Origin of the sequence: Variovorax sp. YR566, assembly GCF_051992195.1 — a bacterium.
Classification (GTDB): Bacteria; Pseudomonadota; Gammaproteobacteria; order Burkholderiales; family Burkholderiaceae_C; genus Variovorax.
This window is the reverse complement of the sequence record NZ_CP197092.1, coordinates 5,072,732-5,097,276: the sequence shown is the minus strand read 5'-3', so window position 1 is coordinate 5,097,276 and position 24,545 is coordinate 5,072,732. Positions and strand designations below refer to the sequence as shown.

The 24,545-nt window shown below is 68.9% G+C and carries 25 protein-coding genes; 14 read left to right on the top strand and 11 right to left on the bottom strand.

The features are described 5' to 3' along the window. Positions 1–42 precede the first annotated feature (42 nt). From ACTG4X_RS23970 to fhuF, 3 genes are all read right to left on the bottom strand, one after another. Entirely contained in the window at positions 43–1,344 is a 1,302-nt protein-coding gene (locus ACTG4X_RS23970) for a lysine N(6)-hydroxylase/L-ornithine N(5)-oxygenase family protein (protein ID WP_440532061.1), read from the bottom strand. Positions 1,345–1,435: 91 nt separating this feature from the next. After that, the gene (locus ACTG4X_RS23965) at positions 1,436–2,272 is read right to left on the bottom strand and encodes a N(5)-hydroxyornithine transformylase PvdF (RefSeq protein ID WP_093077844.1); all 837 of its coding nucleotides are present in this window, start codon (positions 2,270–2,272) and stop codon (positions 1,436–1,438) included. 62 nt (positions 2,273–2,334) lie between these two features. Further along, positions 2,335–3,075 carry a siderophore-iron reductase FhuF gene (fhuF, locus tag ACTG4X_RS23960; protein WP_440532060.1) on the bottom strand — a complete coding sequence of 247 codons (741 nt, stop codon included), beginning with the start codon at positions 3,073–3,075 and terminating at the stop codon, positions 2,335–2,337. Positions 3,076–3,343: 268 nt separating this feature from the next. Here fhuF and ACTG4X_RS23955 point away from each other — a divergent pair, with 268 nt between their 5' ends. The 7 genes from ACTG4X_RS23955 (at position 3,344) to ACTG4X_RS23925 (ending at position 10,872) form a co-directional block, all read left to right on the top strand. Beyond that, positions 3,344–5,035, top strand: a complete 1,692-nt coding sequence (locus ACTG4X_RS23955) for a cyclic peptide export ABC transporter (RefSeq protein ID WP_440532059.1) — start codon at positions 3,344–3,346, stop codon at positions 5,033–5,035. Beyond that, complete coding sequence (locus ACTG4X_RS23950) at positions 5,032–5,616, top strand: Fur family transcriptional regulator (protein WP_440532058.1); 585 nt, start codon at positions 5,032–5,034, stop codon at positions 5,614–5,616. Before ACTG4X_RS23955 ends, ACTG4X_RS23950 begins: the two co-directional genes overlap by 4 nt. Before the next feature lie 21 nt (positions 5,617–5,637). Continuing rightward, on the top strand, positions 5,638–6,801 hold the full coding sequence (locus tag ACTG4X_RS23945) for an efflux RND transporter periplasmic adaptor subunit (protein WP_440534421.1): 1,164 nt from the start codon (positions 5,638–5,640) through the stop codon (positions 6,799–6,801). After that, complete coding sequence (locus ACTG4X_RS23940) at positions 6,798–8,810, top strand: ABC transporter permease (RefSeq protein ID WP_440532057.1); 2,013 nt, start codon at positions 6,798–6,800, stop codon at positions 8,808–8,810. Before ACTG4X_RS23945 ends, ACTG4X_RS23940 begins: the two co-directional genes overlap by 4 nt. Continuing rightward, a complete protein-coding gene (locus tag ACTG4X_RS23935; protein WP_440532056.1) occupies positions 8,810–10,255 on the top strand; it encodes an efflux transporter outer membrane subunit in 1,446 nt (481 codons plus the stop codon). Before ACTG4X_RS23940 ends, ACTG4X_RS23935 begins: the two co-directional genes overlap by 1 nt. A 213-nt stretch (positions 10,256–10,468) precedes the next feature. After that, a complete protein-coding gene (locus tag ACTG4X_RS23930) occupies positions 10,469–10,648 on the top strand; it encodes a hypothetical protein (protein WP_093077835.1) in 180 nt (59 codons plus the stop codon). A gap of 11 nt (positions 10,649–10,659) precedes the next feature. Next, on the top strand, positions 10,660–10,872 hold the full coding sequence (locus ACTG4X_RS23925; RefSeq protein ID WP_143696781.1) for a hypothetical protein: 213 nt from the start codon (positions 10,660–10,662) through the stop codon (positions 10,870–10,872). Positions 10,873–10,885: 13 nt separating this feature from the next. Here ACTG4X_RS23925 and ACTG4X_RS23920 read toward each other — a convergent pair whose 3' ends face one another. Together ACTG4X_RS23920 and ACTG4X_RS23915 are read right to left on the bottom strand one after the other, a co-directional pair. After that, complete coding sequence (locus ACTG4X_RS23920; protein WP_440532055.1) at positions 10,886–11,950, bottom strand: FecR family protein; 1,065 nt, start codon at positions 11,948–11,950, stop codon at positions 10,886–10,888. Next, on the bottom strand, positions 11,947–12,564 hold the full coding sequence (locus ACTG4X_RS23915; RefSeq protein ID WP_093051594.1) for an RNA polymerase sigma factor: 618 nt from the start codon (positions 12,562–12,564) through the stop codon (positions 11,947–11,949). Before ACTG4X_RS23915 ends, ACTG4X_RS23920 begins: the two co-directional genes overlap by 4 nt. A 312-nt stretch (positions 12,565–12,876) precedes the next feature. Between ACTG4X_RS23915 and ACTG4X_RS23910 the strand changes: the two genes are divergently transcribed. Further along, the gene (locus ACTG4X_RS23910) at positions 12,877–13,629 is read left to right on the top strand and encodes a siderophore-interacting protein (RefSeq protein WP_440532054.1); all 753 of its coding nucleotides are present in this window, start codon (positions 12,877–12,879) and stop codon (positions 13,627–13,629) included. A gap of 24 nt (positions 13,630–13,653) precedes the next feature. On the opposite strand, the gene ACTG4X_RS23905 is transcribed toward ACTG4X_RS23910, so the two are convergent. Together ACTG4X_RS23905 and ACTG4X_RS23900 are read right to left on the bottom strand one after the other, a co-directional pair. Further along, positions 13,654–15,087: an FAD-binding oxidoreductase gene (locus tag ACTG4X_RS23905; protein ID WP_440532053.1), complete on the bottom strand. Its 1,434-nt coding sequence runs from the start codon at positions 15,085–15,087 to the stop codon at positions 13,654–13,656. Next, the gene (locus tag ACTG4X_RS23900; RefSeq protein ID WP_307614962.1) at positions 15,084–15,557 is read right to left on the bottom strand and encodes a DUF2069 domain-containing protein; all 474 of its coding nucleotides are present in this window, start codon (positions 15,555–15,557) and stop codon (positions 15,084–15,086) included. Before ACTG4X_RS23900 ends, ACTG4X_RS23905 begins: the two co-directional genes overlap by 4 nt. On the opposite strand from ACTG4X_RS23900, the gene ACTG4X_RS23895 reads away from it, so the two are divergent. Further along, a complete protein-coding gene (locus ACTG4X_RS23895; protein ID WP_093051585.1) occupies positions 15,556–16,767 on the top strand; it encodes a YihY family inner membrane protein in 1,212 nt (403 codons plus the stop codon). The two genes, ACTG4X_RS23900 and ACTG4X_RS23895, sit on opposite strands and share 2 nt — an antisense overlap. On the opposite strand, the gene ACTG4X_RS23890 is transcribed toward ACTG4X_RS23895, so the two are convergent. Beyond that, a complete protein-coding gene (locus ACTG4X_RS23890) occupies positions 16,764–17,102 on the bottom strand; it encodes an Mpo1-like protein (RefSeq protein WP_307614964.1) in 339 nt (112 codons plus the stop codon). The two genes, ACTG4X_RS23895 and ACTG4X_RS23890, sit on opposite strands and share 4 nt — an antisense overlap. A 123-nt stretch (positions 17,103–17,225) precedes the next feature. On the opposite strand from ACTG4X_RS23890, the gene ACTG4X_RS23885 reads away from it, so the two are divergent. Both ACTG4X_RS23885 and ACTG4X_RS23880 read left to right on the top strand, forming a co-directional pair. Further along, positions 17,226–17,612, top strand: coding sequence for a thioredoxin family protein (locus tag ACTG4X_RS23885; RefSeq protein WP_307614965.1), 387 nt, complete (start codon positions 17,226–17,228; stop codon positions 17,610–17,612). Between the two features lie 14 nt (positions 17,613–17,626). Further along, positions 17,627–18,289 carry an NAD-dependent epimerase/dehydratase family protein gene (locus ACTG4X_RS23880; protein ID WP_093176939.1) on the top strand — a complete coding sequence of 221 codons (663 nt, stop codon included), beginning with the start codon at positions 17,627–17,629 and terminating at the stop codon, positions 18,287–18,289. A 9-nt stretch (positions 18,290–18,298) separates the two neighbouring features. Here the strand turns inward: ACTG4X_RS23880 and ACTG4X_RS23875 are convergent, their stop codons facing one another. Further along, the gene (locus ACTG4X_RS23875; protein WP_093176940.1) at positions 18,299–19,240 is read right to left on the bottom strand and encodes a LysR family transcriptional regulator; all 942 of its coding nucleotides are present in this window, start codon (positions 19,238–19,240) and stop codon (positions 18,299–18,301) included. Between the two features lie 116 nt (positions 19,241–19,356). On the opposite strand from ACTG4X_RS23875, the gene ACTG4X_RS23870 reads away from it, so the two are divergent. Both ACTG4X_RS23870 and ACTG4X_RS23865 read left to right on the top strand, forming a co-directional pair. Continuing rightward, complete coding sequence (locus ACTG4X_RS23870) at positions 19,357–20,784, top strand: M20 family metallopeptidase (RefSeq protein WP_440532052.1); 1,428 nt, start codon at positions 19,357–19,359, stop codon at positions 20,782–20,784. Between the two features lie 8 nt (positions 20,785–20,792). Further along, positions 20,793–21,782 carry a Bug family tripartite tricarboxylate transporter substrate binding protein gene (locus tag ACTG4X_RS23865; RefSeq protein ID WP_093176943.1) on the top strand — a complete coding sequence of 330 codons (990 nt, stop codon included), beginning with the start codon at positions 20,793–20,795 and terminating at the stop codon, positions 21,780–21,782. Between the two features lie 12 nt (positions 21,783–21,794). On the opposite strand, the gene ACTG4X_RS23860 is transcribed toward ACTG4X_RS23865, so the two are convergent. Together ACTG4X_RS23860 and ACTG4X_RS23855 are read right to left on the bottom strand one after the other, a co-directional pair. Then, complete coding sequence (locus ACTG4X_RS23860; protein WP_093051565.1) at positions 21,795–22,601, bottom strand: alpha/beta fold hydrolase; 807 nt, start codon at positions 22,599–22,601, stop codon at positions 21,795–21,797. A 1-nt stretch (position 22,602) separates the two neighbouring features. Then, the gene (locus ACTG4X_RS23855) at positions 22,603–23,913 is read right to left on the bottom strand and encodes an O-acetylhomoserine aminocarboxypropyltransferase (protein ID WP_440532051.1); all 1,311 of its coding nucleotides are present in this window, start codon (positions 23,911–23,913) and stop codon (positions 22,603–22,605) included. Positions 23,914–24,077: 164 nt separating this feature from the next. Here ACTG4X_RS23855 and ACTG4X_RS23850 point away from each other — a divergent pair, with 164 nt between their 5' ends. Next, positions 24,078–24,530: a CBS domain-containing protein gene (locus ACTG4X_RS23850; protein ID WP_093051560.1), complete on the top strand. Its 453-nt coding sequence runs from the start codon at positions 24,078–24,080 to the stop codon at positions 24,528–24,530. Positions 24,531–24,545 lie beyond the last annotated feature (15 nt).

The following is a 24,545-nucleotide window of genomic DNA, read 5'->3' as shown; positions in this document are numbered from 1 at the left end:
CCTGCACAAATCTTTAGTACGCCGGGGTGCGGCGCCGGAATTTCAGTTCTGGACGGCCTCGGGTTCCGGCCGGAGATGCACTGCCGCGCCGGCCGGCGTGGCCAGCAGGGCGCTGCCGATTTCGCCGGTTCTGACCGAGGTGACGGACAGCAGGGTGTCGCTCAGGCCATGCGAATCCTCGCAGGCGCCTTGCAGGTAGATGGCCGGATGGAAGTCGGGCGTGGCCAGGACGCGGTAGTGCCGGTCGACCTCGTAGCTGCCGAGATAGCCCGCCAGCGGCGCGAGCAGAGCCTTGTGGTGCTCTCGCACATAGCCGGTGGCGAGCACCACGGCGTCGTAGCGCACGGTGTGCTCGCGCAGGGCGTTCTGGTCCCACAGCGTGAGGTGCACGCCCTGGTCGTCGGCCATGACGTTGCGGATGTCGTGCCGGCGCAGGAAGCGCAGGCGGTTGCCGCCGGTCACCCGCTGTTGGTAGAAGGCCTTGTAGATCTGCTGGATCAGTTCCAGGTCGGCCACCGCATAGTTGGTGTGCCAGAACTCGTCGAGGAGCGCGGCGCGTTCCTCATCGGAGCGGCTGAAGGTGTAGTCGGTGAACTCGGCGTTGAAGATCTCGTTCACGAAGGGGCTGTCGTCGGCCGGGCGGATCGAGCGCGAGCGGGTGACGAGGTCGACCTGCGGCGCGCCGGGCCGGCCCTGCAGGTCCATGAAGATCTCGGCCGCGCTCTGCCCCGCACCCACCACGGCGATGCGGCGGGCGTCCGGCAGCTGTGCGATGCCCTGCAGGTAGCTGCTCGAATGAAAGACGCGCGGGTCGTTGCGGAGTGTGCGAAAGCCGTCGGGGATGTTCGCCATGCCGCCGATGCTGACCACGAGGTTGCGCGTGAGCCGCTCGACCAGCTTGCCCGCATGGTTGCGCGAGCGCACGCGCAGCAGGGCCACCTCGCCGCCCTTTTCTTCGGGCAGCACCTCGAACACCTCTTCGCCGTAGGCGCAGGCGTCTTCGAACTGCTCGGCGGCCCACGAGAGGTAGTCGTTGAACTCGTGGCGGCTGGGGAAGAAGCTCTTCAGGTTGGCGAAGTCGGTCAACCGGCCTTTTTCGTGCAGGTAGTTGATGAAGGTGAAGCGGCTGGTCGGGTTGCGCAGCGTCGCCAGGTCCTTCAGGAAGGAGATCTGCATGTGCGCGTGGTCCAGCAGCATGTGCGGGTGCCAGGCGAAGCTCAGCTGCTTCTCGATGAACAGCGCGTCGAGCGGGCGGCAGGCATGGCGCTTTTCGTCGAGGGCGATGGCCAGGGCGATGTTGGACGGGCCGAACCCGATCCCGACCAGATCATGGACGTGTGGCATTGAAATCAACTCCTGTGGTGGAGGGCGGCGCGCCGCATGCGGCAGCCCACCCTGGGCCGTGTGTAAGAAGACGCTCGGCGGCGCGGGATGTTCACGCTTCCACTGTCTCGGCCATCAGGGCCAGGCCCTGGTGGAGCGCGGGAAAGAGGCTGCGGTTGAAGTTGTTCCAGCGCAGCTCGAGGATGGTGTCCGCGGGGTCGATGTCGGTGCCCAGCACGTCGAAGATGACTTCGCCCGAATCGATGCCGGTGTCCACGTAGTGGAAGGAGGCGCCGGTCTTCAGCACCGGCTCGATCGCGACCGTCTCGCGCGTGCGCCAGTCGACCACCCGCTGGCCCTTGGCGCCGTACAGCGCGTCGAGCGTGGCCCAGGCGCCGCGGCGCTCGAACGGCGACTCCAGGCGCGTGATGCCCGGATGGATGTTCACGATCCGGCGGAAGAAGGGGCTTTCGGGGCGCGCCAGCTGGTCGAGGATCACCAGCAGGCCGTCGAGCACGACGAGGTCGGCCTCCAGCGCGGTGAGCCGCTCGAGCAGGCGCTGCTCGAACTCCTTCTTTCCGGCTGCGCGCTCGGCGGCCGCGTCCAGCGGCAGCCGCCGGTAGGTCGACGGTACGTTGTGGAAGATGTCGTTGGCCCGGCGGCCCTGCACCTGCAGGTCGCCCGGGTAGATCCATTGGCGGGCCGGATCGAAGCCGAAGCCGTAGTCCTGCAGCGCCTGGCGGTCGCGCGGCGAGCCTTCGTCGTCGTCGAAGAGCACGGCCTCCAGCGAGTAGGCATCGCCCAGCGGCGTGCGCTCGAGTGCCTCGGCCAGGTACTCCAGCGGGGACTTCATGTAGCGCTGCCCGCCCTTGTAGTCGATGTACTGGCCGGCCTTGTCGGCCGCCGCATTCCTCAGGGACATGATGTAGACGAGTTTTGCCTTGGACATGGATATGCGCTCGATGGATGGGTGGATGGAAGAAGTGATGACGTGATGGCGTGATGGCGTTGTCAGCGGTGCGCCGGCGACAGCGGGCAAGCGCCGCAGTAGCCTTCGCGTGGCAACAGATGGAAGAGGCAGCACTGGCGGTGCAGCTTCACGGTCCGCTCGCGACCCTCGAGGCGCACGCGGATTTCGCGTTGCCGGCCGGGCAGGGGGTTGCTCCATGCCGGCCAGGCGGGGTTGTGCAGCAACTGCTGCCTGTCGCCAGCGATCGGCGGCGACCTGCCGGTCAACGCCAGCGCCTGGTCGAGCACCGGTTCGAGGTTGCGCGCCGCGTTGCCCCAGAGGATCTTGGCGGCGATGCCCGTCAGGCGGCACAGCGCCGAGAACAGCGGCTCCAGGTGCTGCCGCAGCAGCGCCGAGTAGCGCTCCTCGGTGGTCGCGCCGCGTTGCGGCTGGCCCAGCTCGCGGATGTGGAAGCTCAGCGGGTGGGCGTGCGGGCCGAGGCGCACCCAGACCTGGTCGGCGGCAACGGGAAATCCATGCTGCAGCACGCTGGCCGCGGCCGCGACCGGCGGCAGCAGCATGCCGAGGTAGTCCAGGCTCCAGGCCGAAGCCACTGCGCGCAGGTCCTTGCCCTCGACCCCCAGGTGCGACGCATGCAGACGCAGTACACGGCCCAGCAGTTCGGGCGAGTGCACCAGGTCGGCAACGCGCAGCGCGCCCGCGGGCGGCTGCGGCGCGCACTGCAGCGCCTCGCCGTGCGGCGCCAGGTTGCCCTGGAACAGGGGTTCCAGCATGGCGATCATGGCGTCGTCGCGAAAGAGGGGGCGCCGGCGGTGCGGCGGTTTGCAGGGGGCATGAAGCTAGGACGGATGGGCCGCGCAGGTGTTCATGCGGCGCGGCGTGAACATTTGCGCGGGCCACCCGTCAAGTGGGGTACAGGCGGTCCGTTGCCGCCCGCAGCCCTGTGGCCCAGCCGGCGCGGCAGGGGTGCATCCATCCGTTTCGCGTCCAGCGGCAGGGCTTGCCCATGCCGCCGGACCCCAGTCGCCCAAGGGCGGAAAGAGTTCTTGCATGACAACTGCCCCCGCTCCCGACGGCGAGTTCGCACGCCTGCTCAAGCCGTTCCTGCCGTGGATCCTGCTGTCGGCGGTCACGGGCATCGGCGCGGGCGCGGCCACGGTCGCGCTGCTGAGCACCATCAACCAGGTGCTCAACCGGCAGGGCGGTCTGTCCGGCGGCCTGCTGCTGACGTTCATCGGGCTGTGCGCGGTGGCGCTGTTCGGGCGCATGGTGTCCGATGTCTCGACCAACTTCGTCGGCCAGCGGGTGGTCGCGCAGGTCCGCAAGAGCCTGGCGCAGAAGATCCTTTCGGCGCCCATCGATGCGCTGGAGCGCTACCGCACCCACAGGCTGATGCCGGTGCTGTCGCAGGACGTGGACATGGTCAGCGACGTGGCGTTCGCGCTGTCCGCGACGCTGATCGCCTGCGTTACGGCGCTCGGCTGCCTGGCCTACCTGGCCTACCTGTCGCTGCCGCTGTTCGGTGTGCTGCTGGTGGCGCTGGCGATCGGCGCGACGGTGCAGGCCATGGCGCAGTTCCGCGGGGTGAGCGGTTTCTGGAAGGCGCGCGAACATGAAGACCAGTTGCACAAGGCCTACCGCGCGATCAGCGAGGGCGCCAAGGAGCTGCGCATGCACCGCGTGCGCCGCCAGCGCATGTTCGGTGGCCAGATCGAGCGCATCGTCGACAACATCCGCACGGTCAACGGGCGCGCGATCAACACCTTCGTCATTGCCGCCGCATTCGGTTCGGGCCTGTTCTTCCTGCTGATCGCGCTGATCCTGGGCTGGGCCTCGTTCCGCCCGACCGAGCCCGCGGTGCTCAGCGGCTTCGTGCTGGTGCTGCTGTTCCTCAAGGGGCCGATGGACCAGATCGCCGGTGCCCTGCCTGCCGTGGGGCGCGCGCGGGTCGCATTCCGGCGCATTGCCGACCTGTCGGCGCGCTTCGCCACGCCGGAGCCGCACCTGCACGTCGGCCATGCCGGCAGCGAGCTGAAGTTCGAGCACGAGATCGCACTGCGCGGCGTGCGTTATGCCTTCGATGCGCCCGAGGGCGGCGAGGCCTTCGCGCTCGGGCCGATCGACCTGCGGCTTCGCCGCGGCGAGATGGTGTTCGTGGTGGGCGACAACGGCTCCGGCAAGACCACGCTGATCAAGCTGCTGCTCGGCCTGTACGCGCCGCACGAAGGCGAGGTGGCAATCGACGGCACCCCGGTGGGCCCCGAGCGCCGCGACGACTACCGCCAGCTCTTCACCACGGTGTTTTCCGACTTCTACCTGTTCGAGGACCTCGCAGCCGGCCCGGACGAAGAGCAGGGCGAGGCCAGCATGCAGGTGCTGCCGCAGCGCGCCTTGCCCTACCTGGAGCGCCTGGAAATCGCACACAAGGTGAGCCTGAAGAACGGTGCGTTCACCACCACGGACCTGTCGACCGGCCAGCGCAAGCGGCTGGCGCTGGTGCATGCCTACCTCGAGGGGCGCCCGGTGCTGGTGTTCGACGAATGGGCCGCCGACCAGGACCCGACCTTCCGCAACCTGTTCTATACCGAGTTGCTGCCCGAGCTGCGTGCCAAGGGACACCTGCTGGTGGTGATCTCGCACGACGACCGCTACTTCCACCTGGCCGACCGCATCATCACCATGAGCGCCGGCCGCATCGCGGACGACCGGCCTCGCGCCCACCTGGAGAGTCTTGCTGCATGACCGACGGCCCGCAAACCAACGATACGCAGCGGCCGGTGTTCATGTCGCAACTGCGGGCGGCGCGAATCCGGCCGTCCGTGGTCCGGCTGTGCGTGCTCCAGACGCTGGCGGACGCGGGCAGCGAATGGCAGCGCGGTGAAGAAGTCTTTCGCCGCATGCTGCTGCGCGGCACCTCGGCCAGCCTGACCACGGTCTACCGCATCCTCAAGGAGTTCGAACATTCGGGGCTTGTCGAGCGCGAATGGGCGCGCAGCCGCGGCGGTGCGCTGGCGGTGTTCCGCTACGCCGCGCCCGGTGCGGATGCCGACGCCTTGAGCGTGCGCATGCGCTGCAACGGATGCGGCACGTTCACCGAGGTGCAGGACCGCGAGCTTCACGAGGCGCTGATGCGCGTGGCCCAGAGCAAGGGCCTGCCGCTGGCGGGCACCTTCGACGTGCAGATCCACGGCTCCTGTTCGTCCTGCGAGCACCGGTCCAGGGGGGAGTCGTCGAGCGAGCACCAGTCGTCGCGCGAGCACGGCAGGATGCTGCCGCTCGTGGGCTTCCGGGCTCGCCCGCGCGCGCAGCGCCTTGCCGCTTGACGAGGAGCCGGCGTGAGTGATGTGCGTCAAGGCGCCTGGCGCCGCCGTGCGGTCGCCGCGGTGCTCGTGTCCCTTTGCGCGGCAGCCGGCGCGGGGTTGCTCTGGGGAAGGGGCGAGCCGATGGACGTCGACTCCGTGCCGGTCGCGCGCGGCACCATCGAGTCCAGCGTCTCGGCACTCGGGGTGCTGCAGCCGCGGCACTACGTGGACGTGGGCGCGCAGGTCTCCGGGCAGATCCTTCGGCTGCATGTGCAGCCGGGCGACGTCGTCAAGCGGGGGCAGTTGCTGGTGGAGATCGATCCCAGCGTGCAGCGGGCCACGGTCGATGCGGGCCGTGCCTCGCTGGCGGGGCTGCGCGCGCAGCGCGACGACCAGCAGGCCCAGCACGTGCTGGCGCAGCAGCAGCATGCGAGACAACGCCAGATGGCTGCCGACGGCGCCACGCGGGACGAGGACGTGCAGGCCGCGCAAGCCGCGCTGGCGTCGGCCGGTGCGCGCGTAAGACAGCTCGAGGCGCAGATCGCGCAGACCCAGGCGACGCTGAAGGCCGACGAGGCTCGGCTCGGCTACACCAGCATCTACGCGCCGATGGCCGGCACCGTCGTGTCGGTGGAGGCGCGCGAGGGCCAGACGCTGAACGCGACCTACCAGACGCCCAATGTGCTGCGCATCGCAGACCTGTCTTCGATGACGGTGTGGTCGGAGGTTTCCGAGGCCGACGTGCGGCGCATCAAGACCGGCATGCCGGTCTACTTCACCACGCTCGGCGAGAGCCAGCGCCGTTGGCAGGGGCACGTGCGGCAGCTGCTGCCCGCGCCGCCGGTGCCCGAGAGCAAGACGGGCAGCGACAGCAGCGCCAAGCCTTCCGCCGCGGCGAGCAAGGTGGTGGTCTACACGGCGCTGTTCGATGTCGACAACGCCGACGGCGAGCTCATGCCGCAGATGACGGCCAAGGTCGCCTTCGTCGAGTACGCCGAAAAAGACGCGCTTTCGGTGCCGCTCGCCGCGCTGGTGCCGGTGGCCGGCAGCAGCGACCGCTTCACGGCGCGCGTGCTTCGCCCCGATGGCAAGGTCGAGGTTCGGCAACTGCGCGTCGGCGTGCGCAACCGGCTCGCTGCGCAGGTGCTGGAAGGCGCGCAGGCCGGAGACCGCATCGTCATCGCCGCCAGGGCTCTGAAGCCATGACGACCGCAGCGCATGCGCCGGGCGATGCGCCGCGGCCGCTGATCGAGCTGCAGGGCATTCGCAAGTCGTACGGCGGGCGCGGTGGCCGGGGCGGCAAGGAAGAAGGGGCGGGCAGCCCGGCAACGACCGTGCTGCATGGCATCTCGTTGCGCCTGTACGCGGGAGAGTTCGTGGCCGTCGTCGGTGCTTCGGGCTCCGGCAAGTCCACGCTGATGCACATCCTGGGTTGCCTCGATCGGCCGAGCGCCGGGCGCTACCTGTTCGACGGCCAGGACGTGGCCAGCTTCGATGCCGACGCGCTCGCCTGGCTGCGCCGCGAGGCCTTCGGTTTCGTGTTCCAGGGCTACCACCTGGTGCCCAGCGAGTCGGCGCGCGAGAACACGGAAATTCCCGCGCTCTATGCCGGCATGTCGGAGGCCGAACGGCGTGCGCGCGCCACCGCACTGCTCGAACGGCTGGACATGGGCGCGCGGCTCGACCATCGCCCGCACCAGCTGTCGGGCGGGCAGCAGCAGCGCGTGGCGATCGCGCGTGCGCTGATGAACGGCGGGCGCATCATCCTGGCCGACGAGCCCACAGGTGCGCTCGACAGCAAAAGCGGCGCCGAAGTGATGGCGCTGCTGCACGAACTGGCGGATGCGGGCCACACCATCATCCTCATCACGCACGACCGCTCGGTGGCCGCGCAGGCGCGGCGGATCATCGAGATCCGGGACGGGCGCATCGTGGCGGACTCGGGTGAGCACACCGGCGAAGGCGCGGCGGCAATCGCTGCCGTGCCGGCCCCGGTCTTCAGTCGTCCATCGGTCACTGGCGGCGCCTCGCTGCCTGCCGACATTCGCGAGGCGACACGGGCCGCATGGCGCGTGATGTGGAGCAACCGGTTCCGCACCGGGCTCACGCTGCTGGGCATCGTGATCGGCGTGGCTTCGGTCATCGTGATGCTGGCGGTCGGCGGCGGCTCGCAGCGGAAGGTGATGGCGCAGTTCGAGACCTTCGGCACCCGCACCATGTTCGTTTCCGTGCAGCTCGCCAGCCTGCGCAATCCGAGCGCGCCGCTCACGCTGGACGACGCGCTGGCCGTTCGCGCGCTGCCCAATGTCGAAGGCGTCGCGCCCTACATCGAAGACAGGGTGGTCGTGCGCCGCGGCAATATCGACCACCTCACCGAGGGCGGCGGCGCCACGGTCGATTTCTCGCGAGTGCTCGGCTGGGGCGTGAGTCGGGGAGTGATGTTCGACGCCGAGGACGAACGGCGCATCGCCAAGGTCGCGGTGATCGGCGAGACGGTGCGCCAGCGCCTGTTCGCCGACGGGCAGGACCCCGTCGGACAGGACATCCTGGTGGACAAGGTGCCGTTCCAGGTCGTCGGCGTGCTGGCGTCGAAGGGCGCCACCAACGGCGAGGACCAGGACGACCGGGTGGTTGTGCCACTGTCTTCCGCGGCCACGCGCGTCTACGGCCATCCCCACCCGACATGGCTTGCAGTGCAGGTGCGCGACATCGACAAGGCGCAGGAAACGGCCACCGCCATCGAGGCGCAGCTCGAACGGCAGCAGGCCGGGCGCCACGTGCTGATATGGAACCGCGTCGAGGCGCTGCGCGTGCAGACCGAAACCGCGCGCGCCATGACGCTGATGCTGGGGCTGATCGCCATCGTGTCGCTGATCGTGGGCGGTATCGGCGTGATGAACGTGATGCTCATGACGGTGCGCGAGCGCACGCGCGAAATCGGCATCCGCGTGGCGACGGGCGCGCGCCAGCGGGACATCCTGCGGCAGTTCATGACCGAGGCGGTGCTGGTGACGTCGGTGGGCGGCACCGTGGGCGTTGTTGCCGGGCTGGGCATCGTCGTGGGGCTGATGCTGGCCGGCGTGCCGGTGCTGTTCTCGCTGGCGGCGAGCGTGGGTGCGTTCGGCTGCGCGGTGCTGACGGGCGTGATCTTCGGGTTCATGCCGGCGCGCAACGCTGCGCGGCTGGACCCTGTGGTGGCGCTGGCGGGGGAATGATGGTGTTGCTGCGAACGCGCTCTGGATGCGGCTGGTGGGCGGCTTTGTTGTGTGCGGCGCTGTCGTCGGGCTGCGCGCTGCATGGCGATCGCGCCGGGCGCGCGGTGGAGCTTCCCTCCGCATGGCGACATGCGCAGGTACTTGGCGACACGGAGCCGGTCGATGTGCAGTGGTGGCGCAGTTTCGGCAGCACGGAACTCGACGCGCTGATTGCGCGTGCGCAATCGCAAAGCAACGATCTCGCGGCCGCTGTCGCGCGGGTGCGGCAGGCCGACGCGCGGGCGCGCATCGCCGGCGCGGCGCTGCGGCCGCAGGTGACGGGCACTCTCGGCGCAAGTCGCGAGGGCCGCCTGGGCGGCAATGCAACGGTTGCCGGCAGCACTTATGCGGCGGGTTTTGCCGCCAGCTATGAACTCGACCTGTGGGGCCGCGATGCCGCGCTGCGCGACGAAGCGCTGCAGGGCTTGCGCGCAAGCGCCTTCGACCGCGACACGGTGCGGCTCACCGTGACAGCCGATGTCGCCGCCACCTGGCTGCTGGCGCTGGCCCTGCGCGAACGCGCCGAAATTGCGGCACGCAACCTCGACAACGCGCGCCGCGTGCTGGCGCTGGTGGAGTCCCGCAGCCGCGCCGGCGCAGTGTCGCCGCTGGATCTTGCACAGCAGCGCGGTCTGGTGGCCGCGCAGCAACGTGCGCTCGCAGCGCTGCATCAGCAGGCGGGCGACGCCGAGACCGCGCTGGCGCTGCTGCTGGGCACTGCGGCGCCGGCGTTCGAACTGCGGGGGCCGCGGCTCGATGCGCTTCAGGTTCCCGTCGTCGGCGCGGGCGCGCCTTCTGCATTGCTGGTGCGGCGTCCGGACATCGCACGCGCGGAGGCGCATCTGGCTGCGGCCGATGCCAACGTGCTGGCGGCGCGCGCTGCGCTGCTGCCGACCGTCTCCCTGAGCGCCACGGTAGGCACCGGAGATAGCCGCTTCGGCAGGCTCTTCGACAACCCGCTCTACAGCCTGGCAGCCGGCCTGACCGCGCCGGTCTTCGATGGAGGGCGACTGGCGGGCGGCCAACGCCTGGCCGAGGCGAAGCGCGAAGAATTGCTGGCCGCCTACCGGGGCGCGATCGTCGGTGCGTTCGCGGACGCGGAGACTGCGCTGAACGGCGTGTCGGCCATCGATGCGCAGGCAACGGCGCAAGGCGCCGAACTGGCCGAGGCGCGCCGCGCGGCAGATCTGTCGGAGGCCCGCTACCGTGCGGGCGCCGAGACACTGCTGACCTTGCTCGACGCGCAGCGCACCCTCTACACCGCGCAGGACCTGGCGGTCCAGTTGCGCATGGCGCGCTTGCAGGCACGGGTCTCGCTCTACCGTGCGATGGGCGGCGGATGGCGGCAGGCCCGGTGCGCGGATGCCGCACTCGCCGCAGTCGAAGGACATGCCGAATGCGTTTGACGCTCGTGGCCCTGCATCGCCGGGCCGGCCTCCTTGAACATTCGGGGCCGCGGATCGTCTTTTTCTCTAGACGCCTGCGCGCCGGCATTTTCCGGTGCGCATCGGCCTCGACGGTCATCCCCCTGAATCAACAACACAGCGCCTGGAGTAGCAGTGGCCCCGCAAAACCATCCGGAGGCGCCGTCCGCCGAGGAGACCGCATGGCGGCTCTACATGGACCTCCGAGAGAATCCATGCCGCACGGGCGCGTTGAAGCTGACGCACTGGCTGCGGGAAGACCAGGCGCATCCGCCCGCATTCGACCGCGCCCTGCGCCTCTGGGCATTGGCGGGCGCCGCCCTGGTCGTCAGCCGCCGCAGGAATTTTCATCCGCCCACGGGCGGGCTCGAATGAGGCGCGCCGGGTTGGCCGCGCACTGCCTCGTGCCCGATGAATGCGTCCGCACCGCGGCGTCGCTTTTCGCTTGCATGCACGCCTCGCCGACCCTGCAGAACACGGAGGAACTGGCCCGATGGCTCGGGAAAGACCCCCGGCACCTGCGCGCGCTCGACATCGCGCTGGCGGAGTGGGGTCTGGTGCAGTCCGGCCACCCCGTGGGGAATGTGCGCGGCGCCTGACGCGGCGAAGGACTCAGCGCGTTCGCAGGGTCACGCTGCCGTCCGGCTGCGGTTCGGCGGCCAGAGGCAGGATCGTCGGCAGGGCGGCCACGAGGCCGTCGGAATCGTTGGTGCGGAAACGGCCCGACAGCCGCATCGCGTCGACGCGCGAACTCGTGCTGACGATGGGCCGTGCGCGATAGCTGTTGACCGCGGCCAGAGCGTCGCCGAGCGGTGTGTTCTCGAAGACGAGCCAGCCATTGCGCCACGCGGACAGGGCTGCCGTGTCGGTTTGCCGCACTGCGGCGGCACGGCCGTCGTCGATTTCAAGCAGGTCTCCCATGCGCAGGTCGATCACTTCCGTCTCCGCGCCGGTGGACCCGTCGCGCGGCGGCATGTGCACGCGCACATGGCCATGCTCCACGCCCACGGTGATCGGGCCGCCACGGTCGCGCACGGTGAACGCGGTGCCGACCACTTCGATGGTGGCGCCGCGCGTGCGGACCCTGAAAGGGCGGTCTGCATCGCGCGCCACCTCGAAGCGCACTTCGCCGTGCGCCATGTCGACGGCGCGGTGCTGGCGATAGAGCGCCACGTCGATCGCGCTCTGCGGTGCCAGGTCGAGCTGGCTGCCGGGCGCGCCGCTTCGGCCGTCGGTCAGCGTCACCTTCAGCATCTGCGCGGTACGGGTTTCGTAGGCTGCGCGGAACACGGGTTGCTGCCAGTACCACTGCACGCCCCGGCCCGCGACCAGGCCGGTGCCCAGCAAGGCGGCGACCGAAAGCAACATCTTGCGGCGCTGCTGCCGGTGCGTCGATGCGGCGGCAGTGGCGGCCGCGTTGGCCATCAGCGCGGCGTCGGGTTCGTCGAAGTGCGCGCGCAAGTCGCTCGCCATGCCGCCGAGTGCGTCCCAGCGCTCGCGTGCCTCCTGCACGGCCGCTGCATGTTCCGCCGATTTGCCGCGCCACTGGTTGAGCAACGCGCGGGCGCGGCCCGCGGCCTCGCCGGGTGCGATCTCTCCTTCGACGATCAGCGCGAGCGCGCGCTCGATCAGCCGTTCGCGCGGAGGAGCGCCTGCCGCCATGCTGCCGCCGTTCACGAGAAGTCTTCGGCCAGCGCCGCGTCGAAGCCCGGCCGGCTCAGCACGACCTGCGGCTCGATCAGCTCCGAGCGCAGTTCGGCGAACACGCGCGAGCAATCGATGGTGGCGCGCAGCAGGTGCTTGGCCACGGCCATCTCGGTGATGTTCAGCCGCTGCGCAATTTCAGCGCGCGTGTGGCCGTAGGCGCGGAACAACAGGAACACCTCGCGCCGGCGCGGCGGCAGTTGTTCCATGGTTTCGACCACTCGCGCCAGCACCCGTTGCTGGGCCACGACGTATTCGCTGGACTGGGCCGTCTGGTGCGTGCCGATGCCAGCATGCGTGCTGACCCATTCCTGCGCGACCTTGCGCCGGCGTGCATCGTCGACGCACAGGTTGCGCGCCACGCGAAACAGCAGGGCGCGGGGCGATTCGATGGAATAGGCGGCGTCCTGCAGATCGGGCAGGGCATCGCCGCGATTGCCGCCGCGCGTCTTGAGCGAGGCCGCATAGACCCGCTCGAAGCTGGACTGCGCGATGTCGGCCGCGTAGTGCGGGTCTCTCAGGTCGCGAGTGAGCTGCCGGCGCAAGTCCGCGTAGTGAGCTACCAGTTCCTGAACGAGGTCGCGCATCCGGCCGCCTTCTCGCAAGCATCGACGATGGACCCCGGGGCCGCTCGCCAGAACGCACCGACGGATTCGCCTCGACTTTCCGAATGGGAAGAGGCGAGCTGGCCGCAGAAGCATTTGGTTTTGAAAATCCCCGGGAGGGGTGAATAAGAACTATTCTTATTGGAGTGTATCACTGAATTGTTAGCCGAAGACATGACTGTGGCGCGTCGCGGATGAGCCGCCTTTGCCACTTTTGCCACTGGCTGTCGAAACTAACTTGTCAGATTCTCGCGGCGTTGCCGCATCCACTCACTGTCCAGAGAGTTCCTTCTTATGTCTTCTTCCCGTTTCGCGGCGCCTTCGCCTGATGCCCCCCAACCCGGGCTGATCGAACGCACGTTCACCCGCCTGTTCCTGCGTCCGGTGCGTGTCATTGCGGCCACCAGCCTGTCGACGCACTTCCGGTTCATCGACCTCGAAGGCGCGGCTTTCGAAGGCCATCGCTGGTCGCCTGGCCAGAAGCTCCAGATCAAGGCCGGCGGCACATTCGAGGCGCGCACCTACACCCCCGCGTCCTTGGATGTGGCGCGCGGCGTCATGCGCATCGTGGCGTTTGCGCACGGCGAGGGGCCGGGCAGCGAATGGGTGCGCCGCACCCGGCCCGGCGACGAACAGCAGGTGTTCGGGCCGCGCCGCTCGCTGGAACTCGAGCCGCTGCCGGCGTCGACGATCCTCTTCGGCGACGAGACCTCCTTTGGCCTCGCGGCGTCGCTGTGCGGCAGGGATGCGCCCGGGCAGGGCGTTCGCGCCGTGTTCGAGGTGAACGCCATCGCCGAATCGCGTCAGGTACTGGATGCGCTGGGCATCCAGCCGCTCGCGCTGATGGAGCGCCGCGCCGACGATTCGCATATCGGCGAGCTGCTGGCCGCGATGGTGCCGCCCATGGACGGCAGCACGCACTATGTGCTGACCGGCAAGGCCGCGTCGATCCAGCAGGTGAGTCGAGCGCTCAAGGCGCAGGGCGTCGAAGCGCGGCGCATCAAGGCCAAGGCCTACTGGGCACCGGGGAAGACCGGGCTCGATTGAACGCGGTCTGCAAGCCGGGTCAGGCTAGACCCGGATCACGCGGCCCGGGTTGAGGATGTTCTTCGGATCGAGCCCGCGTTTGATCGCCCGCATCATCTCCAGCGCCACAGGCGACTTGTGCTTTTCCAGCTTGTCGACCTTGAGCGAGCCCACGCCATGCTCGGCCGAGAACGAGCCGCCGAACTTCTCGACCGCGTCGTACACCAGCGTGTTGATGCGCTCTTCCTCGTTCTTCAGGAACGCCTTGGTGTCGATGTTCTCCGGCGCCTGCACGTTGTAGTGCAGGTTGCCGTCGCCCAGGTGGCCGAAGTTCACCAGCCGTACACCGGCGATCTCGCGCGCCAGCAGCGCATCGGTTTCCTGCACGAAGGCCGGGATGCGCGACACCGGAATCGAGATGTCGTGCTTGATGTTCAGGCCTTCCTCGGCCTGCGCGAGCGGAATGCTTTCGCGGATGTGCCATAGCTGGTGCGCCTGCGTGAGGTTCTCGGCCACCACCGCGTCGGTGACGCAGCCGTCTTCGAAGGCGGTTTCGAGCAGCGCCTCGAAGCGTGCGCGCGCGTGGTCTTCGGATTCGCTGTCGGAGTTTTCGAGCAGCACACAGTACGGCACGGCCTCATCCTTGATGAAGGGCACGCGCAGCTGCGGCATGTGCTTGTCGACCAGGCTCAGTGCAAACTTGCCCATCACCTCGAAGCCCGTGAGGCCCGAGCCCAGGTGCTTGTGCGCAAGGCCCAGCAGCGTGACCGCATGGTCGAGCGAGGGCACCGCGGCCCAGGCCGTGAGTTGCGCGGCCGGCAGCGGGTAGAGCTTCATGGTCGCGGCGGTGATGATGCCGAGCGTGCCTTCGCTGCCGATGACGAGGTCGCGCAGGTCGTAGCCGGTGTTGTCCTTGCGCAGGCCGCTGGTGCCTTCCCAGATCTCGCCCTGCGGCGTGACCACTTCGAGGCCCAGGCACAGCTCGCGCGTGTTGCCGTAGCGAACCACCTGCGTGCCGCCCGCGTTGGTCGCGAGGTTGCCGCCGATGGTGCAGCTGCCTTCGGCCGCGAGGCTCAGCGGGAAGAGGAAGCCGGCCTTCTCGGCGGTCTCCTGCAGCGTTTGAAGAATGCAGCCGGCCTCGACGGTCATCGTGAGGTTGGCGCCATCGATGGTGCGGATCGCGTTCAGGCGCTGCAGGCTCAGCACCACCTGCGTGCCGCTCTCGTCCGGAATGGAGCCGACCGCCAGGCCAGTGTTGCCGCCCTGCGGAATGACGGCGGTGCCGGCCGCCGCGCAGGCCTTCACCACATCGGCCACCTGCTGCGTGGTGCCGGGCCGCACCACGGCCAGCGACTTGCCGCGCGCGCGCTTGCGCCAGTCCTGCTCGTAGGCAGTGAGGTCGCCCTCGTTCAGCACGTTCGCCGCGCCGACGATGGCGCGCAGTTGATCGATCAGGGAAGAAGAAGCAGCAGTGGTCATTGGGCGGAAGCCTCCAGTTGGCGGGCAGCGTTCTTGGCGTGGCGCAGGCGCAGCCGCACATGCCATGCGCAGGCCGCGAAGAGCACGAGGCACAGCAGCACCTCGACGAGCGCGAGCACCTGGCCCACGCCGTTGGTGTCGCTCCAGGCGCGCACAACGCCCTCGGTGAAATAGAGCCAGATCATCAGGCTGACCCAGCGGTAGGTGTACATGCGGTTCTTCCACAGACCCGCTAGCGGAATGACGAGCGGCAGCACCTTCAGCGCCAGCAGCGAGCCACCCGGGCGCAGCGGCGCCAGCCACAGCTCCCAGGCCAGGCCCAGCACGATAAGGCCGACGAGGCTGCCCACGGCGGCCCAGCGGGTCGCGCGAACGGAAGAGGGCGGGAGCGGAGTGTCGGACACGTTGGGCGGCGAAGAGAAGAGAGCGCCCGGCAGGCGGCCAGCGGCGACAAAAAGAGCGGATGGCATGATAGCCGCCATGAATCGCAGGCAACTCTGGAGGGATCTTTCGCGCTTTCCGTGGCGCAACACCGCAGCGGTGCTGGGCGAGCGTTTTCGCGAAGACCGGCTCGGCCTCACGGCCAGCAGCCTGACCTTCACCACCACCATCGCAATGGTGCCGTTCTTCACCGTGGCGCTGGCGCTGTTCACCGTGTTCCCGATGTTCGCGAAGATGCAGGGCCGACTGCAGCGCTGGCTCATCGAGAGCCTGATTCCCGACAACATCGCACGGCAGGTGCTGGGCTACCTGAACCAGTTCGCGAGCAAGGCCAGCGGGCTGGGCATCGCGGGCCTGATCGTGCTGCTGATCACCGCCATCGCGCTGATCCTCACCATCGACAAGACGCTCAACAACATCTGGCGCGTACGCTCGCCGCGGCCGTTCGCGCAGCGGGTGCTCATCTACTGGGCGGCCATCACGCTGGGGCCGATCATCCTTGCGGTGAGCCTGTCGACCACTTCGTACGTGGTCTCGGCCACCAGCGACGTGGTGGGGCGCGGCATGGTCAAGCTGTTCTTCGACACCTTCGAGTTCGCGCTGCTCGCGGTCGGCATGGCGTCGCTCTACCACTACGTGCCCAACACCAACGTGCGCTGGTCGCATGCATGGGCCGGAGGCATCTTCGTGGCCGCCGCCATTGAAATCGCCAAGCGCGTGCTGGCCTACTACCTGAGCCTGGTGCCGACCTATTCGGTGCTGTACGGCGCCTTTGCCACGGTGCCGATCCTGCTCGTGTGGATCTACGTGGCCTGGGTGATCGTGCTGCTCGGCGCGGTCATCGCAGCCTACTTGCCCAGCCTGCTCACGGGCGTGGCACGGCGCGGTGGCACCGCGGGCTGGCCCCTGCAGCTGGCAATGGAAGCGCTTCAGCACCTGGCCCGCGCGCAGGCCACGCCGGCCAAGGGTATGGGCGCGACTGAACTGGTCACGCGCATGCGGGTCGATGCGCTGCAACTGGCGCCGGTGCTCGAAACACTGGTGGCACTCGACTGGATCGCGCCGCTGGCGGAAGAGCCCGCCAACGAAGACCCGCGCTACGTGCTGCTCGCTGACCCTTCGACGCCCATCGAGCCGCTGCTGAAGGAACTGCTGATGCCGCAGGCCGAGCCGCTCGAAGACCTCTGGCAGAAGGGTCCGCTGCGCTCGCTGCGCCTGGGCGACGTGCTCCTGATCTAGATCTTCACCCGACCGAGCCAGATGTCGCGGTACATGGCCCAGTCGCCCATGAAGGAGTAAAGCGGCCGCTTGAACGAGGCCGGCTTGTTCTTCTCGAACCCGAAGTGCCCGACCCAGGCAAAGCCGTAGCCCGCCACCAGCCCGGCCAGCAGCCACAGCGGGTTGAGCGTGACCACCAGCGCCACCAGGCACAGCAGCGAAATGGTCGAGCCCGCGAAGTGCAGCCGCCTGCAGGTGAGGTTGGCATGCTCGGTCAGGTAGAAGGGATAGAACTGCGCAAAGCTCTTGAATTGACGCGGATCGACGGCAGATTCTGGGGCGGTCGTGGTGTTCATCGTGCGAGTCTCCTGTGCCCCTGAAACCCGGTGGTCCCGGCGGATGAGGGCTTTGTCCATAATAGCCACGACCTTCCGGCCGCACCACCCCGGCCTTCCGATCACACCACCGACGCATCAGCCTTGAGCGCCCTTCCAAGCACCCCCGAATCCGTCGAGCCGGCCAGCAACGATGCGCCTTGGGTCGTGTGCCTTTGCGCCGAATGGTGCGGCACCTGCCGCGACTACCGGCCGCTGCTCGAAGAGGTGGCGCGCGCGCATCCGCAGTTCCGCTTTGCCTGGGTCGACATCGAAGACCACGCAGACATCGCCGACGCCTTCGACGTAGAGACCTTCCCGACCCTGCTGGTTGCGGGCGCCGACGGCACGCGCTTTCTGGGCCCGCTGCTGCCGCATGCCGAGACGCTGTCGCGCATGCTCTCCGCGCTGCAGCCGCCGAAGCCTTCGAGCCTTGACGTCGACCTGCTGCTCGCCGTGCTCAACAAGAAACCGACCGTCTTCACGGTCTGACCGGAAGCTCCGTCATGAAAATCCTGATCTTCGGCGCCACCGGCATGGTGGGGCAGGGTGTGCTGCGCGAGTGCCTTCTGGCGTCCGACGTCGAGAGCGTCGTCGCGGTCGGCCGCAATGCCACGGGGCAGCAGCATCCCAAGCTGCGCGACCTGGTCCACAAGGACATGTACGACTACAGCGCCATCGAGCCGCAACTGCAGGGCTTCGACGCCTGCTTCTTCTGCCTCGGCGTGTCGTCGGTCGGCATGAAGGAGCCCGAGTACAAGCGCATCACCTACGACCTGACGCTGGCCGCCGCCACCGTGCTCGCGCGGCTCAACCCGGCCATGACTTTCACCTACGTGACGGGTGCCGGCACCGACAGCAGCGAGCGCGGCAGCAGCATGTGGGCGCGCGTGAAGGGCGCGACCGAAAACGCCTTGCTGCGCCTGCCGTTCAAGGCGGCCTACATGTTCCGCCCCGGCATGATCCAGCCGCTGCATGGCATTCGCTCGAAGACGCCGCTCTATGACGCTGCGATCGTCGTGCTCAGGCCCGTGCTCGGGCTGGCCCACAGCCTGTGGCCGAACAAGGTGACGACCACCGAGAAGATCGGCCGCGCCATGCTGGCCGTGGCGCGCAACGGCGCGCCGAAGGTGCTGCTCGATCCGGCGGACATCAACGCGCTGGGCTGAAGAGCTTTTTCAGGCCGCAGCGGCCCGCGCGCGCCCCAGCTTGCGCCGGCCCGCGCTGGCGATCGCGCTCACCAGGTGCCGCACGAAGTCCTGCGCCAGCGGCGGCAGCGTGCGGCCTTCGAGCGCCAGCACCTGCAACTGGCGCTGCTGCAGCGGCGCCTCCGCAAAGGGCCGCGCCACCACCGTGCCCGCGTCGATCAGGTGCATCACCGTGAGCAGGCCCGACAGCATCACGTCGGGCGTGCGCAGCAAGGGCAGCAGCACTGAAGAGAAATTGCTCACGAACAGCGCGTGGTACTGCAGCCCCTGCAGGCTGCAGGCCTGGTCGAACAGCTGGCGCGCGGTCACGCCCCTGTCGCCCACGGCCAGCGGATAGCGCACTGCGTCGGCCACCGACACCACGCGCTGGCGCGCCAGCGGATGGTCGGGGCGCAGCACCGCGTACACCGGCGCGGTGGCCGTGTGCTCGATCTTCAAGCCCGGCTCGGGCGCAACCACGTACTTGAGTGCGATGTCGGTCTCGCCGCGTGCCAGCAGCGCGCTCACGCCGTCGGGCGAGCCCACGTGCAGTTCGAGCTGGCAGCCCGGATTCGCCGTCTCGAAGCTGCGCATCACCAGCGGCATGAAATGCCCCGCGAAGCCCTCGGTGCAGGCCATGCGAATGCGCCGCGCGCGTTGCCCGCCGAGGTCGCGTACCTGCTCGACCACCTGCTCGATGTCGAGCTGCGCATTGCGCAGGTGCGCGGCCAGCCGTTCGCCGGCGGCCGTGAGCGCCATGCCGCGCGCATGCCGTTCGAACAGCGGCGTGCCCAGGCTGTCTTCGAGCTTGGCGATCTGCCGGCTCACCGCCGAAGACGCCACGAACAGCCGCGCCGCCGCCTGGTTGACCGAGCCGCTGCGCGCCACTTCGAGGAAGTGGCGCATCGGGATGCTGAGAAGCGGGAGAGTCATGACGTCAGGGTGTTGCCTTCAAGGCAATGGTAGCTTGCCAAAACGATGCTGGAAGCATCGGCCTTCAGGCCTTGTACTTGCTGCACCCGATGGACAGACAGACAAGGAAGCCCTTCATGCAACGCACAGACAGCCTGGCCGCTGCCGCCGCCTACTTCGACGGGGGCGGCTTCTTCGCCGACCTCCAGCGCCGCGTCGCCTTTCGCACCGAGAGCGACACCGGCGCCGCAACGCCCGCGCTGGAGGCCTACCTGCGCGAAGAATTGATGCCGCCGCTCGCGGCGCTCGGCTTCGCCTGCGAGGTGGTCGCCAACCCGGTGCCCGGCGGTGGGCCGTTCCTCATCGCGCGCCGCGTCGAAGACCCGGCCCTGCCCACGGTAATGACCTACGGCCACGGCGACGTGGTCAGCGGGCAGGACGCGCACTGGGAAGAGGGCCTCGCCCCGTGGGCGCTGACCGTGCGCGGCGAGCGCTGGTACGGACGCGGAACCGCCGACAACAAGGGCCAGCACAGCATCAACCTCGGCGGGCTTGCTGCCGTGCTCGAGGCGCGCGGCGGGCGCCTGGGCTACAACATGACGTGGCTTGTCGAGATGGGCGAGGAGGCCGCCTCGCCCGGCCTGCACGCGGTGTGCGCGCAGGAGCGCGACAAGCTGCGCGCCGACGTTTTCATCGCCAGCGACGGCCCGCGCGTGAGCGCCGCGCGGCCCACGCTGTTCCTCGGTTCGCGCGGCGCGGTCAACTTCAGCCTGCGGCTGCGCGCCCGGCCGCGCGGCTACCACTCGGGCAACTGGGGCGGTGTGCTGGTCAATCCGGGCACGGTGATCAGCCATGCGGTGGCCTCGCTGGTGGATGCGCGCGGCCGCATCCTCGTCGAAGCCTTGCGCCCCCCGCCGGTCACGCAGGCCGTGCGCAATGCGCTGGCCGACATCGCCATCGGCGGCGGCGCGGACGACCCCGCGGTCGACGAGGGCTGGGGCGAGCCCGGCCTGAGCCCGGCCGAGCGGCTGGTGGCGTGGAACACCATCGAGGTGCTGGCGCTCGGCGCGGGTTCGGCGCAGCGTCCCGTCAACGCGATTCCGTCTGAAGCCGTGGCGCATTGCCAGCTGCGCTTCGTGGTCGGCACGCCGTGGCAAGACCTGGAGAAGATCGTGCGCGCGCACCTGGATACGCACGGCTTCGGCCAGGTCGAGGTGCAGATCACGCTGACCGGCGCGGCGACGCGGCTCGATGTCGAGAACCCGTGGGTGGGCTGGGCGCGCCGCTCCATCGCGCAAAGCAGCGGGCAGCGCGTCGACCTGCTGCCCAACCTGGCGGGCTCGCTGCCCAACGACGTGTTCGCCGACCTGCTGGGGCTGCCCACGCTGTGGGTGCCGCATTCGTACCCGGCCTGCGCGCAGCACGCGCCCAACGAGCACCTGCTCGCGCCGCTGGCGCGCGAGGGCCTGCAGATCATGGCCGGCCTCTACTGGGACCTGGGCGAGCCGGGGCTCGCGCCGTGGGCCGCCGGGCAACTGCCGCCATCCGTTTCTTCCCTTTCCTGACACGCACCATGAACCTCGTCATTTCCCGTCGCGCCTTCGGCCTGCTGCTTTCCGCTTCCGCCGTCCTGGGCGCCCAGGCACCCGCCTTCGCGCAGAGCGCATGGCCTGATCGGCCGGTCAGGCTGGTCGTGCCCTTTCCGCCGGGCGGCGGCACCGACATCGTGGCGCGGGCAATGGGGCAGACGCTGTCGGAGCATCTGGGCCAGCCCATCGTGGTCGACAACAAGCCCGGCGCCTCCACCATCATCGGCACCGATGCAGTCGCCAAGGCCGCACCCGACGGCTACACGCTGCTGCTCTCGGGCTCTACCAGCTACAGCGTGAACCCGGCCCTGCGCGCCAAGCTGCCGTACGACCCGGTGCGCGACCTGGCGCCCATCGCCATCGTGGCGCGCACGCCGCTGGTGCTGGTGGTGGGCAAGGGCACGCCGTGGCACTCGATGCCCGAGCTCATCGCCGCGGCCAAGGCCAAGCCGAAGAGCATCCGCTACGCCACCTTCGGCTCGGGTTCGGGCCCGCACCTGGCCGGCGAACTGCTCGCGCTGGCCGCCGGCATCCAGCTCCAGGACATTCCGTACAAGGGCAGCAGCCAGAGTTCGATGGCGGTGATCGGCGGCGAGATCGAGATCGGCATCGACACCGTGGCCGCCGTGGCGCCACATGTGCGCTCGGGCAAGCTGCGCGCGCTCGGCATCGTGGGCGCAACCCGCTCCAGCATGCTGCCCGAAGTGCGCACGCTGGCCGAGCAGGGGCTGCCCGACGCCACCTTCGATGCCTGGTATGGCTTTGCCGCGCCAGCCCGCACCCCGGCGCCGGTGATAGACAAGCTCGCCCGCGCGGTCACCGCGACCATGGGCAACCCTGCGCTGCAGGCGCAGCTGCGAGCGCAGGGCATGGAGCCGGTGGCAATCGGCGCAGCGGCGTTCCGTACGCAGATGGAGGGCGAGATCTCGCGCTACCGTGCGCTCGCACACCGCGCGGGGATCGCGGCGGAATAAGGGCGTGCCTGCTCAGGCTGTCGCGAAGTCGCGCAGCGCGAACAGCACCTCGTCGGGTGCCTCGCTCATCAGCGAGTGGCCGGCATGCACCGTCACCACCTTGGCGTTGCGCGCCTTGCCCACCAGCGCCTTGGTGGCGCGCGGCGGCGTCATCTGGTCGGCGTCGCCGAGCAGGAACAGCACCGGGCACTGCACCCTCTCCATCGCGGCCTCGCCGTTGGCGTAGTCGTTGCAGGCCTTGAAGCCGATGTGGAACACGTTCGCATCGCGGTTGCTCGCGAGCACGCGGCGCATCAGCGCGCGCGAGCTGCCGTAGAGCCAGGTGCCCGGGCCGAGCGAGGAGGGCGGCGGCGCCAGCAGCGAGTGCGAGAAGGTGTTGACCATGGCGATGGCGCGCTGCGGGTCGCTCACCGAGCTTTCGAGCAGCGCGGGCGACACCACCATCGGGTAGGCCGTGCCGACCATCGCGAGGTGCGTGATGCGGTCGGGTGCGCGCGAAGCCGTTTCGAGTGCGATCAGCGAACCGAAGCTGTGGCCGACCAGTGCGGCCTTCTGCACGCCGGCCGCGTCGAGCAGCGCAATGACGAACTGCGCCGCGTCTTCCACGCTGGCGGGTGGCGGGCCTTCGCTCTTGCAGTGGCCGGGCAGGTCGACTGCGAGCACGTTCCAGCCGTGGTTGGCGAACCAGCGGCTCTGCAGGATCCACACGCTGTGGTCGTTGAGCACGCCGTGGATGAACACCACGGTTGGTTTGGCCGCATCGAAGGGCTTGCCGCCGGTGTAGCAGTAGGTGGTGTGGCCGTTGACGGTGTAGTTCATGTCAGGCGCCCGCCTTTTCCGCGGCCTTCAGGGCACGCTTCAGGTCGTCGATCAGGTCGGCCGGGTCTTCGAGCCCGATCGACAGGCGAATCGTGCCTTGCGAGATGCCCGCACCCGCCAGCGCCTCGTCGGTCATGCGGAAGTGCGTGGTGCTCGCAGGGTGGATCACCAGGCTGCGGCAGTCGCCCACGTTGGCCAGGTGGCTGAAGAGCTTCAGCGCTTCGATGAAAGCCTTGCCCTGCGCGCGGCTGCCCTTGATGTCGAAGCTGAACACCGCGCCCGCGCCGCGCGCGCCATGGCGCAGCAGCTTCTGCGCGAGCACGTGGCTCGGGTGCGATTCGATCAGCGGATGTCCCACGCGCGACACGAACGGGTGGGTGGACAGGAACTCGACCACCTTCTGCGTGTTGTCGATGTGCCGCTCCATGCGCAGCGGCAGCGTCTCGATGCCCTGCAGGATCAGCCAGGCCGTGTGCGGGCTCATCGAGGCGCCGAAGTCGCGCAGGCCCTCGCGGCGGGCGCGAAGCAGGAAGGCACCGACGGTGCTTTCCTCGCTGAACACCATGTTGTGGAAGCCGTCGTAGGCCTGGGTCAGCTCGGCGAATCTGCCGGACTTTTCCCAGTCGAAGCTGCCGCCGTCGACCACCACGCCACCGATGACGGTGCCGTGGCCCGACAGGAACTTGGTGGCCGAGTGATAGACCAGGTCGGCGCCCCAGTCGAAGGGCTTGATCAGGTAGGGCGAGGTGAGGGTCGAGTCGACCAGCAGCGGTACGCCGGCCTCGTGGGCGATGTCGCTCACCGCCGGAATGTCGAGCACGTCGAGCCCGGGGTTGCCCACGGTCTCGCCGAAGAACAGCTTGGTCTCGGGGCGTACCGCGGCGCGCCAGCCGTCGAGGTCGCCGGGCTTCACGAAGGTGGTGTCGATGCCGAAGCGCCGCATCGTGTAGTGCAGCAGGTTCTGCGAGCCGCCGTACAGGGCCGTGCTGGCCACAATGTGCGAGCCAGCGCCCATCAGCGTGGCCACCGACAGGTGCAGCGCCGCCTGCCCGCTGGCGGTGGCGATGGCGCCAATGCCGCCTTCGAGCGCCGACACGCGCTGCTCCAGCACCGCGTTGGTCGGGTTGCTGATGCGCGAATACACGTGGCCCGCGCGCTCCAGGTTGAACAGGGCCGCCGCGTGGTCGCTCGACTCGAAGACGAAGGAGGTGGTCAGGTGGATCGGCACCGCCCGTGCGCCGGTGGCGGGGTCGGGCGCGGCGCCGGCGTGCAGCGCGAGGGTGTCGAAACCGGGGTCGGAATAACCGGGCATGAGGGCCTTTCTGGGTCTGAGCAGTTGTCTCCTGGCAATGCCCCGTTACGTATGCAATTCATGCGTCCGCGACATGGGCGCTCAGGTCGGCGTCGATTGTGGGCTATATTCAAAAACGGCACGCCCGCCTAGATAGCCGAGATTGAGTCCGAGAGGAGCACACGATGAAAGTCAGCGACATCCTTCGCGTCAAGGGCAATACGCTCTTCACCATCACGCCAGACGACCTGCTGGCAGAAGCCGCCAACACCATGGCGGAAAAGGACATCGGCTCGCTGGTGGTCATGGAGCACGGCGACCTGGTCGGCATGCTCACCTTCCGGGAAGTCATCGTGGCCATCGTCGGCAACGGCGGCCAGGTCGGCACCACGCTGGTCCGCAAGGCCATGGACGACGCCCCCGTCACCTGCACGCTGGAAACCGACCTCGACGAAATCCGCCGCATCATGCTGGAGCGCCACGCGCGCTACATGCCCGTGATGGACAAGCGCATGCTGATGGGCGTGATCAGCTTCTACGACGTGGCCAAGGCCGTGGTGGACAGCCAGAACTTCGAGAACAAGATGCTCAAGGCCTACATCCGCGACTGGCCGGCGGAAGACGAAAAGGCCGGCTGATCCTGGCCAGCCCGC

What these genes read in the sequence shown, in the direction of transcription:
- ACTG4X_RS23915 (WP_093051594.1), bottom strand. Translation starts at nt 12,564, where the DNA reads ATGCGCGACCTCGTTCAGGAACTGGTAGCTCACTACGCGGACTTGCGC.
- ACTG4X_RS23955 (WP_440532059.1), top strand. Translation starts at nt 3,344, where the DNA reads ATGACAACTGCCCCCGCTCCCGACGGCGAGTTCGCACGCCTGCTCAAG.
- ACTG4X_RS23905 (WP_440532053.1), bottom strand. Translation starts at nt 15,087, where the DNA reads ATGACCACTGCTGCTTCTTCTTCCCTGATCGATCAACTGCGCGCCATC.
- ACTG4X_RS23890 (WP_307614964.1), bottom strand. Translation starts at nt 17,102, where the DNA reads ATGAACACCACGACCGCCCCAGAATCTGCCGTCGATCCGCGTCAATTC.
- ACTG4X_RS23970 (WP_440532061.1), bottom strand. Translation starts at nt 1,344, where the DNA reads ATGCCACACGTCCATGATCTGGTCGGGATCGGGTTCGGCCCGTCCAAC.
- ACTG4X_RS23965 (WP_093077844.1), bottom strand. Translation starts at nt 2,272, where the DNA reads ATGTCCAAGGCAAAACTCGTCTACATCATGTCCCTGAGGAATGCGGCG.
- ACTG4X_RS23875 (WP_093176940.1), bottom strand. Translation starts at nt 19,240, where the DNA reads ATGACTCTCCCGCTTCTCAGCATCCCGATGCGCCACTTCCTCGAAGTG.
- ACTG4X_RS23930 (WP_093077835.1), top strand. Translation starts at nt 10,469, where the DNA reads ATGGACCTCCGAGAGAATCCATGCCGCACGGGCGCGTTGAAGCTGACG.
- ACTG4X_RS23855 (WP_440532051.1), bottom strand. Translation starts at nt 23,913, where the DNA reads ATGCCCGGTTATTCCGACCCCGGTTTCGACACCCTCGCGCTGCACGCC.
- fhuF (WP_440532060.1), bottom strand. Translation starts at nt 3,075, where the DNA reads ATGATCGCCATGCTGGAACCCCTGTTCCAGGGCAACCTGGCGCCGCAC.
- ACTG4X_RS23865 (WP_093176943.1), top strand. Translation starts at nt 20,793, where the DNA reads ATGAACCTCGTCATTTCCCGTCGCGCCTTCGGCCTGCTGCTTTCCGCT.
- ACTG4X_RS23860 (WP_093051565.1), bottom strand. Translation starts at nt 22,601, where the DNA reads ATGAACTACACCGTCAACGGCCACACCACCTACTGCTACACCGGCGGC.
- ACTG4X_RS23880 (WP_093176939.1), top strand. Translation starts at nt 17,627, where the DNA reads ATGAAAATCCTGATCTTCGGCGCCACCGGCATGGTGGGGCAGGGTGTG.
- ACTG4X_RS23910 (WP_440532054.1), top strand. Translation starts at nt 12,877, where the DNA reads ATGTCTTCTTCCCGTTTCGCGGCGCCTTCGCCTGATGCCCCCCAACCC.
- ACTG4X_RS23850 (WP_093051560.1), top strand. Translation starts at nt 24,078, where the DNA reads ATGAAAGTCAGCGACATCCTTCGCGTCAAGGGCAATACGCTCTTCACC.
- ACTG4X_RS23895 (WP_093051585.1), top strand. Translation starts at nt 15,556, where the DNA reads ATGATAGCCGCCATGAATCGCAGGCAACTCTGGAGGGATCTTTCGCGC.
- ACTG4X_RS23870 (WP_440532052.1), top strand. Translation starts at nt 19,357, where the DNA reads ATGCAACGCACAGACAGCCTGGCCGCTGCCGCCGCCTACTTCGACGGG.
- ACTG4X_RS23935 (WP_440532056.1), top strand. Translation starts at nt 8,810, where the DNA reads ATGGTGTTGCTGCGAACGCGCTCTGGATGCGGCTGGTGGGCGGCTTTG.
- ACTG4X_RS23940 (WP_440532057.1), top strand. Translation starts at nt 6,798, where the DNA reads ATGACGACCGCAGCGCATGCGCCGGGCGATGCGCCGCGGCCGCTGATC.
- ACTG4X_RS23900 (WP_307614962.1), bottom strand. Translation starts at nt 15,557, where the DNA reads ATGCCATCCGCTCTTTTTGTCGCCGCTGGCCGCCTGCCGGGCGCTCTC.
- ACTG4X_RS23950 (WP_440532058.1), top strand. Translation starts at nt 5,032, where the DNA reads ATGACCGACGGCCCGCAAACCAACGATACGCAGCGGCCGGTGTTCATG.